At 39.7% G+C, this 17838-nt stretch carries 15 protein-coding genes; 5 read left to right on the forward strand and 10 right to left on the reverse strand.

The window, feature by feature from the left end:
- Positions 1 to 157: 157 nt before the first annotated feature.
- The 5 genes from BA81_RS07705 to BA81_RS07725 form a co-directional block, all read right to left on the reverse strand.
- On the reverse strand, positions 158 to 679 hold the full coding sequence (locus BA81_RS07705; RefSeq protein ID WP_034281409.1) for a tubby C-terminal domain-like protein: 522 nt from the start codon (positions 677 to 679) through the stop codon (positions 158 to 160).
- A 262-nt stretch (positions 680 to 941) separates the two neighbouring features.
- Complete coding sequence (locus tag BA81_RS07710) at positions 942 to 1280, reverse strand: zinc ribbon domain-containing protein YjdM (RefSeq protein ID WP_034281410.1); 339 nt, start codon at positions 1278 to 1280, stop codon at positions 942 to 944.
- Positions 1281 to 1373: 93 nt separating this feature from the next.
- Positions 1374 to 2513, reverse strand: a complete 1140-nt coding sequence (locus tag BA81_RS07715; protein ID WP_034281411.1) for a glycerate kinase — start codon at positions 2511 to 2513, stop codon at positions 1374 to 1376.
- A gap of 29 nt (positions 2514 to 2542) precedes the next feature.
- Positions 2543 to 3814, reverse strand: a complete 1272-nt coding sequence (locus BA81_RS07720) for a GntP family permease (protein ID WP_034281412.1) — start codon at positions 3812 to 3814, stop codon at positions 2543 to 2545.
- A gap of 118 nt (positions 3815 to 3932) precedes the next feature.
- Positions 3933 to 5045: a CdaR family transcriptional regulator gene (locus BA81_RS07725; protein WP_034281413.1), complete on the reverse strand. Its 1113-nt coding sequence runs from the start codon at positions 5043 to 5045 to the stop codon at positions 3933 to 3935.
- 160 nt (positions 5046 to 5205) lie between these two features.
- Between BA81_RS07725 and BA81_RS07730 the strand changes: the two genes are divergently transcribed.
- The 4 genes from BA81_RS07730 to BA81_RS07745 all read left to right on the forward strand — a co-directional run bounded on the left by BA81_RS07730 (position 5206) and on the right by BA81_RS07745 (position 10278).
- Positions 5206 to 5856, forward strand: a complete 651-nt coding sequence (locus tag BA81_RS07730) for a TetR/AcrR family transcriptional regulator (protein ID WP_034281414.1) — start codon at positions 5206 to 5208, stop codon at positions 5854 to 5856.
- A 69-nt stretch (positions 5857 to 5925) separates the two neighbouring features.
- Entirely contained in the window at positions 5926 to 7179 is a 1254-nt protein-coding gene (locus BA81_RS07735; RefSeq protein ID WP_034281415.1) for an MFS transporter, read from the forward strand.
- A complete protein-coding gene (locus BA81_RS07740; protein ID WP_034281416.1) occupies positions 7176 to 9503 on the forward strand; it encodes an FtsX-like permease family protein in 2328 nt (775 codons plus the stop codon). Before BA81_RS07735 ends, BA81_RS07740 begins: the two co-directional genes overlap by 4 nt.
- Before the next feature lie 13 nt (positions 9504 to 9516).
- On the forward strand, positions 9517 to 10278 hold the full coding sequence (locus BA81_RS07745; protein WP_034281417.1) for an ABC transporter ATP-binding protein: 762 nt from the start codon (positions 9517 to 9519) through the stop codon (positions 10276 to 10278).
- Positions 10279 to 10320: 42 nt separating this feature from the next.
- Here the strand turns inward: BA81_RS07745 and BA81_RS07750 are convergent, their stop codons facing one another.
- A complete protein-coding gene (locus BA81_RS07750; protein WP_034281418.1) occupies positions 10321 to 10533 on the reverse strand; it encodes a hypothetical protein in 213 nt (70 codons plus the stop codon).
- Positions 10534 to 10943: 410 nt separating this feature from the next.
- On the opposite strand from BA81_RS07750, the gene BA81_RS07755 reads away from it, so the two are divergent.
- Positions 10944 to 12122, forward strand: coding sequence for a Rap family tetratricopeptide repeat protein (locus BA81_RS07755; protein WP_034281419.1), 1179 nt, complete (start codon positions 10944 to 10946; stop codon positions 12120 to 12122).
- A gap of 97 nt (positions 12123 to 12219) precedes the next feature.
- Here BA81_RS07755 and BA81_RS07760 read toward each other — a convergent pair whose 3' ends face one another.
- From BA81_RS07760 to BA81_RS07775, 4 genes are all read right to left on the reverse strand, one after another.
- On the reverse strand, positions 12220 to 13068 hold the full coding sequence (locus tag BA81_RS07760; RefSeq protein WP_034281420.1) for a PRD domain-containing protein: 849 nt from the start codon (positions 13066 to 13068) through the stop codon (positions 12220 to 12222).
- A 30-nt stretch (positions 13069 to 13098) separates the two neighbouring features.
- Positions 13099 to 14565, reverse strand: coding sequence for a glycoside hydrolase family 1 protein (locus tag BA81_RS07765; protein WP_034281421.1), 1467 nt, complete (start codon positions 14563 to 14565; stop codon positions 13099 to 13101).
- Between the two features lie 4 nt (positions 14566 to 14569).
- Positions 14570 to 16429: a beta-glucoside-specific PTS transporter subunit IIABC gene (locus tag BA81_RS07770; RefSeq protein ID WP_034281422.1), complete on the reverse strand. Its 1860-nt coding sequence runs from the start codon at positions 16427 to 16429 to the stop codon at positions 14570 to 14572.
- Positions 16430 to 16757: 328 nt separating this feature from the next.
- The gene (locus BA81_RS07775; protein WP_034281423.1) at positions 16758 to 17660 is read right to left on the reverse strand and encodes a hypothetical protein; all 903 of its coding nucleotides are present in this window, start codon (positions 17658 to 17660) and stop codon (positions 16758 to 16760) included.
- Between the last annotated feature and the right edge of the window lie 178 nt (positions 17661 to 17838).

The following is a 17838-nucleotide window of genomic DNA, read 5'->3' on the forward strand; positions in this document are numbered from 1 at the left end:
ACTTCCATATGGTACAGCAATGCCCAAAAGTTGTGAAGGGGATTAGCCGAAATTTACCGAATCATCTGCCTTTTTTAAGGTAGGGTTAAGGTAATGATTTAAAAAACTCTAATTCTATATTACTTAAAGACTGTGGGATTCAAAATGCGCTCCCGCCTTACTCTCGTAACATAAATATATAATAGAGGCATGCAATAAGATGTAAAGATAAGTCCCCCTGTTTTTTTTCAATACTCACTGTTGCAGGAGGTATTATTTTATCGTATGTAATTTCAGCTATCGTCTGCTCTGAGCTTTCTAATCTTACACGATTATTGGCAAAACCCTTCTTTAGATAATATGTAGTATCATCTATTACTAATTTCATCATTGGATTTATTTTGATTTTAGTTCTATCTTCTAATATTAACTTTCCTTTATCTTTACATTCTATCACCCAGTTTGAACGAAACATGGATTGGAGGGATTTATTTTCAATAGCTGTTACAACCATATTAGAATTCGAATCCATTACCTCAACATTCACATAAAACTCATCAAATATGTAATCAATCAACTTTTCCACTTTATTTGTATAAAATCTTTTTATAAATCCAATGTTAACACCATCTTTATTAATAATTGGTATACATTTGGTCGTTTTTTTGATTACAGGCTTCTTAAAATACCCAAACTCCATTTTTATCTCCCATTTATTTTTTGGACTCAATTAATTTATGAAATGTTAAGCTTAAATTATTCCAATAATGTATACGGATATTCCTTTGAATAGTTCCTCATCATTTTAAAAACTGTATAAAAATATAAAACACCTAATTTATTAAGGGATATGTTTCCTTTAACAATTTAGGTGTTTTTTGTACAACTATAACATTCTTATACTTATTTCTTGCTCAGATTTAGCCTTCATCGGCAAGTTCTAATAGTATAGCTCTTTTTGTTTATATCTTCTTCACAAACTCTGATTTTAATTTCATTGCGCCGAAGCTAGGAATTTTACAATCAATGTTATGATCGCCTTCAACTAAACGAATGCCTTTGACCTTCGTTCCTATTTTCAAAACGGATGATGAGCCTTTTACTTTTAGGTCTTTAATGACAGAGACCGTGTCCCCATCACTTAACAGGTTCCCATTCGCATCTTTGACAACAAGCTGTTCCTCTGCCGCTTGTTCTTGTTCAAGTGACCATTCATGCGCACATTCAGGGCAAATCAGCAAACTGCCGTCCTCGTATGTATAAGGTGAGCTGCACGAAGGACAATTCGGTAGATTAGACATTTTTGTTTCCTCCAACTTTCTACATCATTTATATCGATTTTACCACATTTCTTATAGAAGGAATGTGATAGAAAAGGAAACATTTTTCATCGTTTACTTCTTTCTTCCAATTTTTAACGCAGCCGCGATATTCCGAGCTGTTCTTTCTACATGAAGATTCGCATCTTGTATCGCCTCAGAAAGAGAGGTAATACCTGGAACGATACTAAACAGTGCATCAATTCCATGATCGTGTACGACTGCACTGTCTTTTGCAAGAGAGCCTGCGATGCCAATCACAGGCAGATGATACTGCTTCGCTGCTTTGGCTACGCCGATTGGTGTTTTTCCAAAAATGGTCTGCCGGTCAATTCGGCCTTCTCCCGTAATGACAAGGTCTGCCTCCTTGATGACGTCATCAAAATGAACAGCCTTCAGCACAATATCGATTCCTCTTTGCAAATCCGCTTGTAAAAAGCCTAATAAACTCGCACCAAGCCCTCCTGCCGCTCCTGCCCCTGCTGCATCTCCAAAAGAGACATTGAACTGCTTTTCAGCTACTTGTGCAAAATGAGCCAGATTCTTGTCTAACACTTGAACCATTTCTTCATCTGCTCCTTTTTGAGGACCGAAAACAGCAGACGCTCCTCTCTCACCCGTTAAAGGATTATCCACATCACAAGCCGCCTCCAGACGGACGGATTGCAGTCTTGGATCGAGTCCAGATAAATCAATTGAAGCTAATTGATGAAGTGCCCCGCCGCCTGACGTCAGGGAATGTCCTGTGTTATCAAGGAAAGCTGCACCTAATCCTTGCATCATCCCAACACCGCCATCATTTGTTGCACTTCCGCCAAGCCCAATGATCACATGCTTCGCTCCTATATCCAGCGCTGCAAGTATTAATTCACCCGTTCCTCTCGATGTCGTCCATAACGGATTACGTTTTTCTCGGGGTACAAGATGTAAACCAGAGGCTGCAGCCATCTCTATGACAGCAGTCTGACCGTCTCCTAACATGCCAAAAAAGGCATTCACTGGCTCACCAAGCGGGCCCGTGACCACTTGATGAACAATGTGTCCGCCCGTCGCATCAACCAACGATTGAACGGTCCCCTCACCTCCATCTGCCATTGGCAGTTTGATATACTCTGCGTTTGGCAAAACAGAACGAAATCCTCGTTCAATGGCACATGCTGTCTCATAAGCAGACAAACTTTCTTTAAATGAATCTGGTGCGATCACAATTTTCATCCTAAAGCCCCTCTTTTCTTGTCATGTCCTCAGCCAAACAGCTGGAAAACGCCAAAAATAATGGTTGATACAACGGTTAACGTCAAACCGATTAATGATTCAAAAGGCATGAGCTTCAAACGCTCTTTGATATCCATTTGAACACTTCCTGCTGTTGCATGGAAAAAGCTCCCGTGCGGCATATGGTCAAGCACTGTTGCGCCAGCATGAATCATGGCTGCCCCTGAAAGAGCAGATACACCAAGCCCAATCAGCGTTCCGCTAAACACACCACTCGCGACCGCCGTTCCTGCTGTTGTCGAAGCAGTCGCGGCTGACATAAATATCCCTGAAGTTGGCGCAAGTAAATATGGAGGTAAACCCGAGGCATCCAGTGCCTGAATAAACACATCTTTTAAGGACGAATTCGATACGATTCCTGCTAGTGTACCTGTCCCTAATAACATGATTGCGACACCTGACATTTTATGGAGCCCCGACATCGCATAATCATTGAGAAATTTCCCTTTTTTCATGAAAAGAGCACCTACAATCCCTCCAATCGGTAAGGCGATCATTGGGTCTATATTGATTTGAAAAAGCGGTCTTAAAGCCAACAATAAAATGGTAACCAGCGGACCAGCCAGTGCTTGAAAAAAAGCAGGTATTTGAACTTTATTTTGCCCAGTTTCCTCTTCGAGAACGGGTGTCCCTTTGTTTGCAAGCTTTTTAGCTAATACATATGTAACAGCCAACCCGAACACAGCTGGAATGATTCCTGCAGCCATCATTGAAGTCAGAGGTACACCAAAAGCGTCTGAAGCGGCAATAGCATTCGGATTCGGTGACATGATATTTCCTGCCTTCCCGCCTCCAATCATAGCAAGGAGAATCCCCGTTTTTGAGAGCTTTGCGCGTTTGGCAATGGCAAGTGCGATTGGCGCTACCGTAATAACCGCAACATCTACAAAAACGCCTACTGTTGTTAAAATCATCGTTGCAAGAGCGAGTGCTAATAGTGCCCTCGCCTCACCAAGCCTTCTCACAATGGCCTCAGCGATAGATAACGCTGCACCTGATTCAATGAGAACACCAGCCAGTACACCTGCGGCCATAATTCTAAGGACAGCCGGAATCATGTCCTTAGCACCTTCCATCATAACGTTGACGGTCTGAACAATGTCTACACCGCCAACCAATCCGCCTATAAATGCACCTGCCAGCATGCCATAAGCAGGTGATACTTTTTTTAGAATGAGAACAATCGCGATCACAAGCGCCGCCAAGGCTCCCAGAGTACTTACCGTTACATCTGCATCCATTCTCAATCCCCCTAAAAATATCTTTCTCCAATTGTAAGCGTTTACCCAAAGGGATTGTGTTGTGAATCTGGATGAACTTTTTTAACTGACCACTCTACCGAATTGTGCATTTGCACAATCAAGATAGTTGAGTCATTAGCTGCGCCATATAAAGCTCGATTAACTGTTTTACATGACGAGGGTCTTTTCCGGTCAATCCTTGAATTTTGTCTAAACGATAACGCAATGTATTTCGATGAATAAATAAACGATCAACAATTCTTTGCAAATCACCGCCCTCTTCAATGTAAACCCTTAATGTATGGGCGAGCTCTGCTTCTTGTGTCAAAGGCTTGTAAAAGTCAGTCCATCGACTGTTCTTTTCAGCAATTCCCGCCATCATGAATAAGCTTTCCAGTTGATAAGACTCAAAGAAATACATACTTTCCTCCGGATCAAGAGCCTTCCCTAACCTCAGGGCTTCTCTCGCATGCTGAAAAGAAATTGGCAGCTGGCTGATGTCTTCAGCGACAGTCCCTATCCCCACTAACACTTGGCTTCCTACTGCTCTTTGCATTGTTTTTTGCAGATGACCTGCCGCCTGCTTTACTTGATGTTCAGGTATGGGCTGACTTAAAAGAATCAATTCATGACAAAAGGTCATGCCAAGTAAATCATCTGCCTTCTTATCATATTGAATCGCATGCATCAATTTATGAACAGCATCCTCTGAGGAGGGAACTGGCTGAAAAACAATAGCCATTCGGCGCTTGTCTAAATCCATCCCCAGCCAAGCAGCTCGATTTTTCAGCTGATGATCCCCAGCATCAGAATATGAAATCAACTGATTGACAATTTCACTTTCTATTCGATGACGCCATTGAACCCGCTCAAGCAGAAAAGATTGCTCTAACACCAGTTCAGCTGCCATCTTCACCAGCTCGGCATGATGCCGAATGTCCTCTGGCTCACCAGTAATCCCAATCACACCAACTACTTGTTCATGGAAGCAAATAGGCAAGTTAATCCCGGGTCTCACTCCTTCTAAGCGCAAAGAGGTCTCCTGGTCAATTTCCACACTGTTCCCGCTTGTCAGCACAAGTCGTGCACCATCATGTTTCTGGCCAATCCTGTTTCGTTCACCAGAACCAATAATGACACCATCTGCATTCATCACATTGATGTTTTTATGTAAAATATGCATCGTACGTTCAACCATTTCTTGAGCCAATTCACTGGTCAAAAATTGCATTTTCCATCTCCCCTGAAGGTTTTTTCATTCAATGTATCATAGTGTCTTTGAACAATAAATGCAAAGTGTTTAAAAACCAGCCATTGACAAAGACACCCTGAAAAGTGTTTAATCAATTCAAGGACCGACCGACAGTCTAGTTAAAAGAAAGGATGGCTTTATGAGAACCGTTAAACATCCTGAGGAACGTAAAAATGACATAATAAACGCAGCAGAAGCGCTTTTTTCAACCAAAGGCTATCAGAAAACAACAATTATTGACATATTAAAAGCCGTTGGCATTGCAAAAGGCACCTTTTACTATTACTTTGCATCCAAAGAAGAAGTAATGGATGCCATTATTGACAGGATCATCAAAGAAGATATCATCGTGGCAAAGCGGATTGCAGCTGACCCAGACCTTCCAGTCGTTGACAAACTATTTCGTATCATCATGGTGCAATCACCTCAGCAAGGAAGCCATAAACAGGGCATGATCGATCAGTTCCATCAGCCTTCTAATGCAGAAATGCATCAAAAAAGCTTAATCAAAGCCATTAAAGAACTATCACCAGTGTTGGCAGATGTTATTCAGCAAGGTGTAGAGGAAGGGACATTCAAAACGAAGTATCCGCAAGAGACGGTTGAATTCCTTCTTGCTTCTGCGCAGGTCATATTTGATGAAGGCCTTTTTCAATGGACAGCCGAAGAAAGTCTACAACGCGCTTTAGCTTTTATCGAAATACTCGAATCCTCATTGCATGCAAAAAAGGGAAGTTTTTCCTTCCTGCTCAAGCGATTATCTGGAGAGCTGGATGAAAATAATCAGTGATTGGTCACTTCAATACCAATCCTGCATACATTATAGACTGACGGTCGGTCTAAAAGGAGAGTGATATTTATGTCTTTGTTATCCAAAAGAGGCTCATCCCACTTTATATACCTCGTTCTCGGACAGATTATTTCCGTTTTCGGATCTTCTCTCATTCGGTTTGTTCTATCTTTACACGTACTGGATATGACGCATCGAGTTGATTTATATGCCTTACTTTTCGCTTTATCCAATATCCCGCTCCTTCTCTCCCCGTTAGCTGGTGCAATCGCTGACCGGTTTAACAGAAGGAACTTAATGATTTTATTTGATGTCCTCACCGGCATGATGATTCTTGCCTTTTATTTTTGGTTATTTTCGGGAAATGATTCACTCTATATGATCGGAGCTGTCATGATACTGCTTGGCGTGATGAGTACGTTCTATGCTCCCGCTGTCATGTCCAGCATTCCACAGCTAGTGAAACAAGAGCAATTAGAACAAGCAAACGGCATTGTCAATGGCGTTCAGGCACTTTCAGGTGTTCTCGCACCTATTATCGGAGGAGTTCTATACGGAATGATTGGAAGCCAATCCATCATCGGTGCAAGTGCCATCGTATTTTTTCTATCAGCCTGCATGCTTTTAAGGTTAAACATTTCCTTCTCCCCTAGTCCGCTGACAGAGTCTATGGGCAAAGTGCTCATAAAAGATATGAAACAAGGATTTTCTTATATTGGCAGTCAGCCATTTTTAAAAAGGGCCATGCTGCTTGCCGCAATGTTAAATTTCATCCTTACACCATTTTTTATTGTTGGGGGACCAATCATTTTAAGGGTCACAATGAAGAGCAGTGACATCATGTATGGAATAGGCATGGGCTTGATTGAGTTCGCTGTCATCGCAGGGGCTCTGCTAGTTGGACTTGTAGCGAAGCGATGGCGCATTCCTACTTTATATCGCTGGCTTCTTGTCATCGCAGTCATCTTGCTGCCTGTGGCGTTCTCAACATCCAAAACAGCTCTTCAATTTGGCACTTATCCAGCTTATTTTCTCTTTTTAGCAGGATGCCTTCCAATTGCTATGCTGCTGACTATGATCTCAATCGTTGTGATTTCACATGTTCAAAAGAAAACACCAAATCATCAGTTGGGAAAAGTGATGGCCAATCTGACAATGGTTTCTCAATGTGCTGCTCCGCTTGGCCAAATGATGTATGGATTTTTGTTCAATACGTTTTCAGCCACCATGTATGTGACGGTGCTCATCGTCAGTTCTTTCATGTTTGCACTAGTCTGCTTAACAAAAAATATGCTTCAGCATGAAGGAGAATCAGCCTCATGAGATTAGCGTTTATAAAGAAAGACTTAACCCGTCACCGTCTTATTTCAATCGGCTTAACCATTTGCATCATGATGACTTCATTTCTCGCAGCAAGTGCAGCTCAAATGATCGTACAGCTGAATGGTTCCATTTCTAACCTGCTCCATTCTGCCAAAGCGCCAGACTTTGTCCAAATGCATGACGGCGGCATAAATGAAAAAGACATTGAAGCATTTTCAAGCAAACAGTCCATGGTAAAAGCCCATCAAATCGTCCCAATGATACCAATTGAACATGCAAACATCAGGTTCGGACATGAGCCTGCCAAAGCAGGTGTGATGGATCATTTATTTGTGAAGCAAAATCGTGATTTCGATTTCCTGTTAAACGAACAAAATGAAAAGCTCACGGTCAATAAAGGCGAAGTGGCTGTCCCAATTTATTTTCAACAAAAGTATCAGCTCAACATAGGTGAAACGTTACTGATTGAGAAAGGAGCTAATCAATTCACCTTTCGCATCAAAGCGTTCTTGCGAGATGCACAAATGAACCCCAGTCTTGTCAGTTCAAAAAGATTTCTTCTTCATAACGAGGATTGGGATGCAATAAATCAAGTGTTTCATCACAAAGAGTACTTAATCGAATTTTTACTACATGATGCCGCTCAGACAGATACCTTTCAAGCCATCTATCAATCATCACAACTGCCACAACAAGGCCCATCTGTCACACTACCTTTACTGCGTATGCTGAATGCATTGACAGATGGAATGGTCATTGCCATTCTCCTGCTTGTTTGCCTGCTGCTCATCAGTATAGCCCTTCTCTCACTCCATCTTGCTATGACGGCTTCAATAGAAGAGGATGAACGTGAAATTGGCATACTGAAGGTGCTTGGGATCCCTTTAACAAGAATCAAGCAATTATACGTTGGTAAGTATGCCGCGCTTGCTTGTGCAGGGTGTATAGCAGGATATGTGTTAACGCTTATATTTGGTGATATGTTTACAACCAATATCCACCGTTACATGGGGAATCAGCCTTCTTTTGCTCATTGGTTAATCCCGCTTTTTGTTTCTATTGCGACGGCAATGATCATCATCTCTTGCAGCTATGCTGTCTTAAGAAAGTTTGGTCAAATATCAGCTGCTCAAGCACTTCAAGGCGTTATCAACCCACTGGGTCAAAAGAAAAGAATACCTATGCACCTCAAGAAAAGCAGGTTCTTACCCGTCAATATTTGGCTTGGTTTAAAAGATCTGATATCACGAAAGAAGCTGTACACAACGATTTCTTGTATTATTGCACTCTGTACATTTTTAATGCTCATGCCTATTCAGCTATGGCATACCTTACAATCACCGGATTTCATCACATACCTTGGCTCTGGTAAAAGTGACCTTCGAATGGATATACGCCAAGGGAATCATCTAGCGAAAAATACAAACGAAATAGAATCAATGATTCGTGAAGATCAGAGCATACAAACAGCAGCCATCTATAAAACTACTTCTCTTCAGGTGAAATCAAAGGAGAACACATTAGAAACGCTCTACTTAGAAACAGGTGAGCTCTCAGCATTTCCCCTCAACTATTTACAAGGACGACAGCCTTTAAAGAATGAAGAAATTGCCTTATCCGTATTAAATGCAGATTCACTTCAGAAAAAGATAGGAGAAAGAATCACTCTCGTAACTAATGGGCATGAAATCCAAAGAACGGTAACAGGTATTTATCAGGACGTGACCAATGGAGGCAAAACAGCAAAAGCAATATCACAGCCATTTCCTCAAACAGCTCTTTGGCAAACCGTTCAAATTCAACTAAAACCAGGAGTAAATATCGCAGAGAAAAAGACAGTATTTGAAAAGAAGGTATCTCCTGCAAAAGTGACAGATATGAAAGAATACGTTCATCAAACGATCGGCAGCACAGCAGCTATTGTAAAAGTCATTGCATTTTTTGCTGCATTAGCTGCCTTTGGAACCGCCAGCTTAATGCTATTCATGTTTCTGCACATGTTAAAGGCGAAAGATTCAAGCCGAAACCACATGCTAAGAACAATTGGATTTTCTATAACAGATATAACAGTACAATATATAACGAGTTTTATCGCTGTTCTCTCTTTTGGCGCCTTTATTGGAACAATCGCGGTCAATACCATTGGTCCTGCTTTGATGAGTATAGGAGGAGCAACATTAGGGGCGTCGAGCCTCCAGTGGCTGTCACCACAATGGGTGTCAGTTGTGTACCCGTTTACACTATTTATTGTCAATTTAGCTTTGACCACCTGGTTATTGAAGACGTTTTTTTCTAGTCAAACGGCAAGGCAAACACTTTTATAAGGAGATGTTTCACATGGAACACTTGATTGAAACGAAGCGATTGTCTTTGCATATCAATTCATTAAAAGGACAAAAACAAACCATTCTTAAGGATATTCATTTATCGATAAAGCATGGGGAATTCGTGACCATTATGGGACCTTCTGGATGCGGGAAAACATCATTACTTTATCAGCTTAGCGGCATAGAAACAGCTTCAACAGGAGAGATCGAATATAAAGGCCGATCACTATCAGAAATGACAGACAAACAGTTAACTGCTCTGCGCTTAACAGAGATGGGGTTTGTCTTTCAGCACAGCCACTTATTAAAAAATCTTAATTTATTTGACAACATCATAGCTGCAGCTTATTTAGCAAAGAAAAAGCCAAGACAAGAATTGAATGAACGAGCTCAATATTTAATGAAAAAACTCGATATTGATCATTTGGCAAATAGATATTTGACAGAAGTATCGGGAGGACAGCTTCAAAGAGCCGCTATCTGCCGAGCGCTCATGAATGAACCAGACATACTTTTCGCTGATGAACCAACAGGTGCTCTTAATTCCAGTACAACAAAAGAAGTGATGAATATTTTTTCAAGAATCCACGCTGAAGGAGCAACACTGCTGCTTGTCACACATGACCCCAAGGTGGCTCTTCGTTCTGAAAGAATTATGTTTATGAATGACGGGGAAATTGTAGCCAGTTTACAACTAGGAAGATATGATCACTCAACTGCCGAGAACCGAGAAATGAGATTAAATCAATGGCTGCAAGATTTAGGTTTTTAATTTGAGAACAAATTTGAACAAACAGGCAGGAAACTGCCTGTTCTATTTTTTTTGGCACTCAAACGAGTAATCCATAGAAAAACTATTTGTTTCTAAGATGATTTTGCCGCCAGCTTGTTGACAAGATTCTGTCAGCAGCTCAATTTCTTTGCTATAAAAGTATCTCTTTGACATATAAACAGTCACTAAAACAAGTAACAGAGTCGCGATAATGACTGTGATTTGTCTATTTAAACTTGGAAATCTTTTTTTCATTTCAACATCCTTTCTAAAGGTCTAAGTTTGTGTTTAATACTTACTTTTGGCTGCATCTATCAGTTTCTTATCTCATGATCTAGCAACATCATACATGATTTTCTTTCCTAGATCGACCTTCCATTTTCCCTCTGAAATAGCTAAAACTTCTTTATTCCAAATATACCAGTGATATTTTCGTTCATTATCATAAAATCCATTGTATATATTCCTTTTTTAGACTTCCAAAAAGAGATTTTATTCATTTGTGCTAACAAGCAATTACCCTTACAATATCGTACATCACATGACCTTAGGTCCCTTTTATTACCTCTTGTCAATCACTTCACAGAAACGATTATATTTTTCCAAAAATTGTGATATCGTTTTTTATGAAACAGGTGAAAGGATCTTAAAGAGGTGAAATTTCCATGGCTATCATTTCTGCTGAACAGGTGGGGAATCGTTTAAATGATTGGAGAATTGCAATTCGCAAGCATGATGTACACAGTGCAAAAGCAATGTATACAGAATTAAAAGAATTACTTCAAAAAATGGAAGAGAATCAGGAGGTCTTGACCTATTACTCATTGCTAGAAGGCAAGTATAAGCTCATGTTATATGAACGAAGAGGTACAAAACTGAAGGAACAGACAGAACCAGATTGCCCCTCTAAAACAAACGACTTAATTGAATACTATTTTTACCTATACAAAGCCCTTTACGCTTCATATAAAAGAGACTATGCATCAGCCATTGGACTGTTTAAAATTGCCGAGAAAAAACTACAACACATTCCTGATGAAATAGAAGTAGCAGAATTCCATACGAAAATCGCCAACTTATATATGCTGCTTCGTCAAAGCCTGATTTCTCTACACTACATTCAGAATGCTATTGATATTTTCAAAAGTCATGAAGGATATGAGAGAAGACTAGCTGCAGCCTTTGTCATCGCCGCTGCTAATTATATGGACATTGGTCACTTTATAAAAGCAGAAGACTACTACAAAAAAGCATTACACATCGCAGACAGTCTCAACGATCATTTTCTAACATCACAGCTTTATCATAATATCAGCATTTTGTACGCCGAAGCTGGCGAATCAAAAAAATGTATCGATGCCCTAGAAAAGGCTCTTAGTGATGAAGACTATCTCTCTTCGTGTTACTTTCATCACTCCATGTACATGTTAATGAAAGAGCTGCTTTCTATCGATGAAAGGACACAAGCTCTCTATTACTTCGAATTGGTGAATCAAAAACATGAATCAGAGAAGTGTCCCATCTATACAGCAAAAATGAATTTGCTTTACCATCTATATTTCACTGAAGATATGGCTCAAAAAGCTCAAGCCTGTTTCGATGAAATCAGCATTCTTAAAAAATTAAAGGATGCTGAAGGAGCCTGTGAATTAAGTGCATTAGCTGCAAAACACTTTGAAGAGCTGGGAGCAATTCATCAAGCCTATCTCTTCTTAAAGGAAGCTGATCGCATGAAACATCCTATCATTGACTGGGGGAATTCATATGAAAAAAATGAGTTTATTGATTATCGCTTTAACCATCGTTGTTTTAGGACAAACAGGGGCTTTCAATTCATTAAATGATGAAAATCCTGGTACAACAGAACGTCCTATCGGAACTTAATAAAAATATTTGTCATACAAAGAACCACTCGCCTCATCAAGGCAAGTGGTTCAACATTTATTTTAGTTGCTGATAAGATATGAGGCGGTGTATATGTACCGCAAGATAAGTAAGCTCATCATTAGGAATGACGATACTATGCACCTGTTTAATATAGTCTTTGATCTTAAAAGCAACATCCATCGCTTGAGGATATAAGTGTGCAATTTGTTCAAACAACTCATTTTCTTGATCTGATAATAATTTATCAGCATAAAATCTTTCTACAAAGAATTTCACATGTGTAATGAACCGGCTGTAATGAATATTCTCTTGATCCATTTTCATATTCAATGTATAGCGCACAAGATTGACAATACTCCCGATCATCTTGGCATATTTCATACCATCTTTCGAATCGGATTTTTCACCTAATGCATTAATTAAGTGAAAGGCGATATTAGCAGCTTCTTCTTTTGGTAATTGTATGCCCAATGTGTCATTGACTAACTCAAGTGCGTAATTCCCTACTTCAAATTCTTCCGTATAGTAGTTTTTGATTTCCCAATACACGCGATTCGTAATATTAATATTCTTTTTATGACGTTCCACTGCAAAATTCAAATGATCCATTAAGGTAAAATAAACACCTGAATTTAAAGTTGAGTTTAAACGTTTTTCTGCGTATTGGACGATGTGCTGAGTTAAATCGATAAACTCCTGAGGCATTGAATCTAACAGTTGAAGAAATTCTTTTGCTCTCATGTTATCAACTGACATAAAGACTTGGTCTGCTTTTTTCTCTTCTATCATTTGACCTGGTTTCTGTCCATAGCCAATTCCTCGGCCGAACAATACCATCTCCTGTTGGTTCTGATCTTCAGCCAGGACCACACTCGAGTTTAAAACTTTTTTGATTTTAAACATCGTCATCACCTGTTTTCATGATTGTGGTGTTCAATCAAGCGATTCACCATTTGTCTCAATGACTTTTTGGTACCAATAAAATGAATCTTTTCGAGATCGTTTTAATGTCCCGTTCCCGTCATCATCTTGATCGACGTGAATGAAGCCATAGCGTTTTGACATTTGTGATGTACCTGCACTAATAATATCAATCGAGCCCCAGCTCGTATATCCAAAGAGATCGACGCCTTCATCAATCGCTTCTCTCATTTGACGGAAATGCTCTTTAAAATAGTTAATACGATAGTCGTCATGGATAGAGCCATCACTTTCAACTACATCCTTTGCACCCATGCCGTTCTCGACAATGATAAGAGGTTTTTGATAACGATCATACAATTCGATCAAAGAAATTTTCAGACCAACCGGATCAATTTGCCAGCCCCAGTCAGTTGAAGGAAGGTAAGGGTTTTTAACCCCGCGAATTGTGTTCCCTTCTGTCTCTTCTAATCCTTCTTGGGCTGACTCCGTTAAAGACATATAGTAGCTGAATGAGATAAAATCTACTGTGTTTTCTTTTAAAATGGTAAGATCATCTGCTTCCATTTGAATATGAATATCTTTTCTCTCAAGCATGCGCTTGATCAGTGGCGGATACTCGCCAAACACTTGAACATCTGCATAGAAATAGTTTTCTAAGTTTTGTTTCAAAGCTTGTTCCACATCATTCGGGTGGCACGTATGCGGATACGTTGTCAATTTTGTCAGCATACATCCTACCTGGCTGCCTGGGATGATGCGATGGCAATCTGCTGTTACGAGAGCAGATGCGACAAATTGATGATGAAGTGCTTGGTACACCGTTTCTTCCACTTTTCCTTCTGGGCAGCGATCAGGAATAATTCCTGCTGTAATGAAAGAGTGGCGGTGAATACTATCAATTTCATTAAAGGTGAGCCAATATTTCACATCATGTTTATATCGTTCAAAACATACATTGGCGAACTTCACAAAGAGATCAACGACTTTTCTTTCAACCCAGCCATTATATTTCACACTAAGCGCTAAAGGCATTTCATAATGAGAGAGAGTCACGATCGGTTCTATGTTGTGTTTTTTCATTTCTGCAAAGACACGATCATAAAATTGAAGCCCTTTTTCATTCGGTTCCGCTTCTTCTCCAGTAGGGAAGATACGACTCCATGCAATAGAAATCCGAAGTGTTTGAAATCCCATTTCTGCAAAGAGAGCCAAATCCTCTTTATAGTGATGATAGAAATCGATACCTCTGCGTTTTGGATATTTTTTATCGTCTGGATCTTTCATTGCACGATCTATATTTTCAGTGGTAACAGCAAGATGACCTTCATAATCTTCTACACTCAAGTTGGAACGGTACATTGCAATATCTGCAACAGACGGTCCCTTTCCATCTATATTCCAGGCGCCTTCTGCCTGGTTAGCCGCAATGGCGCCGCCCCATAAAAATCCTTTTGGAAAACCTTTGATTTTTGTCATATGATTAGCCTCCTAATTGTGTAACAACCATCAATGTATCTTGACGATTGACCTCTTGTAATGGCTGTACCTTAATATCATATTGATCTGTATTTGTGATTACAGCAAGTGTTACTGGATCATATCCTGCTTCCATGATTTTTTCTAAATCAAATTCAATCAATAAATCTCCTGCTTGAACACGATCTCCTGCCTGCACTTTTGGATAGAAATACTGTCCTTCCAACTGAACAGTGTCAATGCCGATGTGGAATAATACTTCAACCCCTTGGTCCGTTTTCATACCAAGCGCATGGTTTGTTTCGAACAGCAAGGTCACCTCACCATCTACTGGTGCATAAAGTGCTCCTTTTGAAGGTACAATGGCAATTCCGTCTCCCATGACCTTTGAAGAAAAAATATCATCTTTTACTTCAGATAGAGAGATCATTTGACCAATCACAGGGCTTTTGAAAGTTTCTCCTGCTCCAATTTGTTCAGCAAATGCAGCTTGGTCCTTTGTCTTTTCTTCTACTGTTCGATCTTTACCTAATACAAAAGCAGCGATAAATGCGACAATAAATGAAATGACTGCTCCAATGATAGCAAACATCAGATTTCGCGGAAGTTCATCTGATATAAACATCGACATGCTTGCTAATCCTGGGCCAACAAGCACAAAGGCTTGTATACCAACTAAACCAATGAAAATTCCGCCAACAAACGAACCAATCATAACACTTCCAAGGACTCGCTTATTTTGAAGTGTCACACCATATAACGCCGGCTCTGTGATACCAAAAAAGGCTGAAATCCCTGCCGAAATGGCTGTTGATCTGAGTACCTTGTCTTTTGTGCGTAGTGCCACAGCAAAACACGCTCCACTTTCCGCAATATTATGCGCAAGTGATGCCGGTAAATAAAGTGCTTCTTTCCCAAGGGTTCCCATCGTTGTGACTGCATAAGGGACCATTGCTTTGTGCATGCCTGAAGCAACCATGAATGGGAGGACCGCTGCTAAAATTGCGACAGCTACCCAGCCTACTGTATTAAACATTGCAAGAATAATTGATGAAAAACCTTGTCCTGCTGTAAAACCAATCGGTCCTAACAGAAGTAACGTAACTGGTACAGTAATGACCAATGACATCATCGGAACGAAGAAAATCCGAATTGGTTTTGGTGAAAACCGCGTAAAGAATTTTTCCATTTGCGCGTAAAGCAATACAGAAAGGATTGCCGGAAACACTTGATACGCATAAGCTATATTTTTTACATCGAATGACAGTAATTGCGCACCTTCTGTAAGCATTGCTGTCATGTTCGGCAGAAGGAGCGCACCGACTGCTGATAATGCGACCAGTGGGTTTACTTTTAGTTTATTCGCCGTCGTTACAGCAACTAATAAAGGCAGAAAGTAAAGTGGTGCATCACCTACCATGTTCAGTATTTGATAGGTTTGTCCCTTTGCATCCATCCAGCCTAATAAAGAGAAAAGGAGAAGAAATGATTTTAAAATTCCTCCGCCTGCGATAGCTGGTACTAGAGGCTGGAAGACACCGACAATGAAATCTAACAGGACTGTGCCTGCTTTTCTCTTTTCTTTTGGCTGATTGGATGGCACGTCTTGGCTTGATGAGCTGCTGCCTATTAAACTTGTTACCTTTTGATACACTTCAATGACGTCATTCCCAATCACCACTTGGCATTGTCCTGACATTCTGACAGCTATGACACCTGGTGTTTTTTCTAGTGCTGGTACATCTGCTTTTTTCTGATCAATTAGCGTGAAGCGAAGTCTTGTTGAACAGTGCTCAAGGTGCGCAATGTTTTCTTTGCCGCCTATATGCTGTAAAACGTCTTTGGCAACTTGTGTGTAATCCATTTTTTCTCCCCCTTTTCTCATACATGAGACCTATATTTTGGCAATAAAAAAAGGACCTAAAACGACAAATAAAAGAAATTCATCGTTTTTAGATCCTGCCTGCATGACCAGTCACATGTCTAATTTATTCATATTGGATTTGTTTTTAGTATATATTGATTATATGAAAGCGTCAACATTTATTTTTCTAAAAATTATTAAGGTCTATAGACCCAAATTCATTTTCCTTAATTAGTTGAAGCGTTTGCCTTCCTCTCTTTTTTTCACCAATAACTATCTTCACTATAAAAAACCAGATAAATTTATTCATTCATCTGGTTATCATCATCTATTTTTTCTTTTCTTCTGCCTGCTTTTTAAATGCTTCTGATTGTTTTTGATATTCCTGCTTTGAGACTGGTTTAAATTCTACGATGCCGCCTGCTATTTTCAGAGGAAGTTTTATTGATTTTGCACCTCGATTCGTTGAACCTACGATAATACCAGTTTTGTGCTCTTCGATTTGAGGATAGGTACTGATATCAAACATGATTCCATCAGAAACACCACCCGCTTTATGTTTCGTCTCTTTATAAGGTTCACCACCATCCCCTGGAACTGTTCTCATTAGAAAGGCCCCTGACCATTCAGACTCAATATGCATGTGCTTTACTTGTAGAAATAGTTGGTATGTACCATCCTCCGCAGTATACAGATAACCATAAGCGCCTGTTACTTTCTTGATGTAGTCTCTTAAATAATCATAAAATCTAGTTTCTGAGTCATCAATTAACTCATCATATCGATCTTGAATGGCTTTTTGATACGCATTTAACTTTTTTTGATCAACTGCTTTGTAAGTGATGCTTTTGTTTTCACCTTGTTTTTTCACAGAAAGATCTTTTCCAGCAACATGTACTTCATACATCACCGGATCTTTTCCTTGCTTCACTTCAAATTCATAACCGTTTTCAATTGCTTTTCCAGTTAATTGATATTTATGTTTAAATAAATTCGGATCAAAATGCATTTCCGGACTTTCTTCTAAAATGGTTTCATTCAAGTGACCGGTTACTTTCCCTTTTCTCTCCGTTACCTTAAACCAATTCACGCCCTCTTTTGTTTTCTGCGCAAAGGCGTAGGATTGATTTAATGCACTCTTTTTTCCGATTGCTTGATAGGCTGACCAGCTGACTGCACCAAGGACTAATACCGTCAGGACAGCCACAAACCAGATTTTCGATTTACTCATACGTACCCCTCCAATATATAATCTGATGAATGATCATCCATATATATGAGTGATTCACCTCTCTGATTAACAAAATCAGGTAAATATCCACTTCCTTTATCGAATTTATTTTCAACAACCCCTTGTATCTGCCACTTCACATCATTTATTATATATCTAAAAGATATATCTTTTAGAT

Source organism: Bacillus safensis FO-36b, from assembly GCF_000691165.1.
GTDB lineage: Bacteria > Bacillota > Bacilli > Bacillales > Bacillaceae > Bacillus > Bacillus safensis.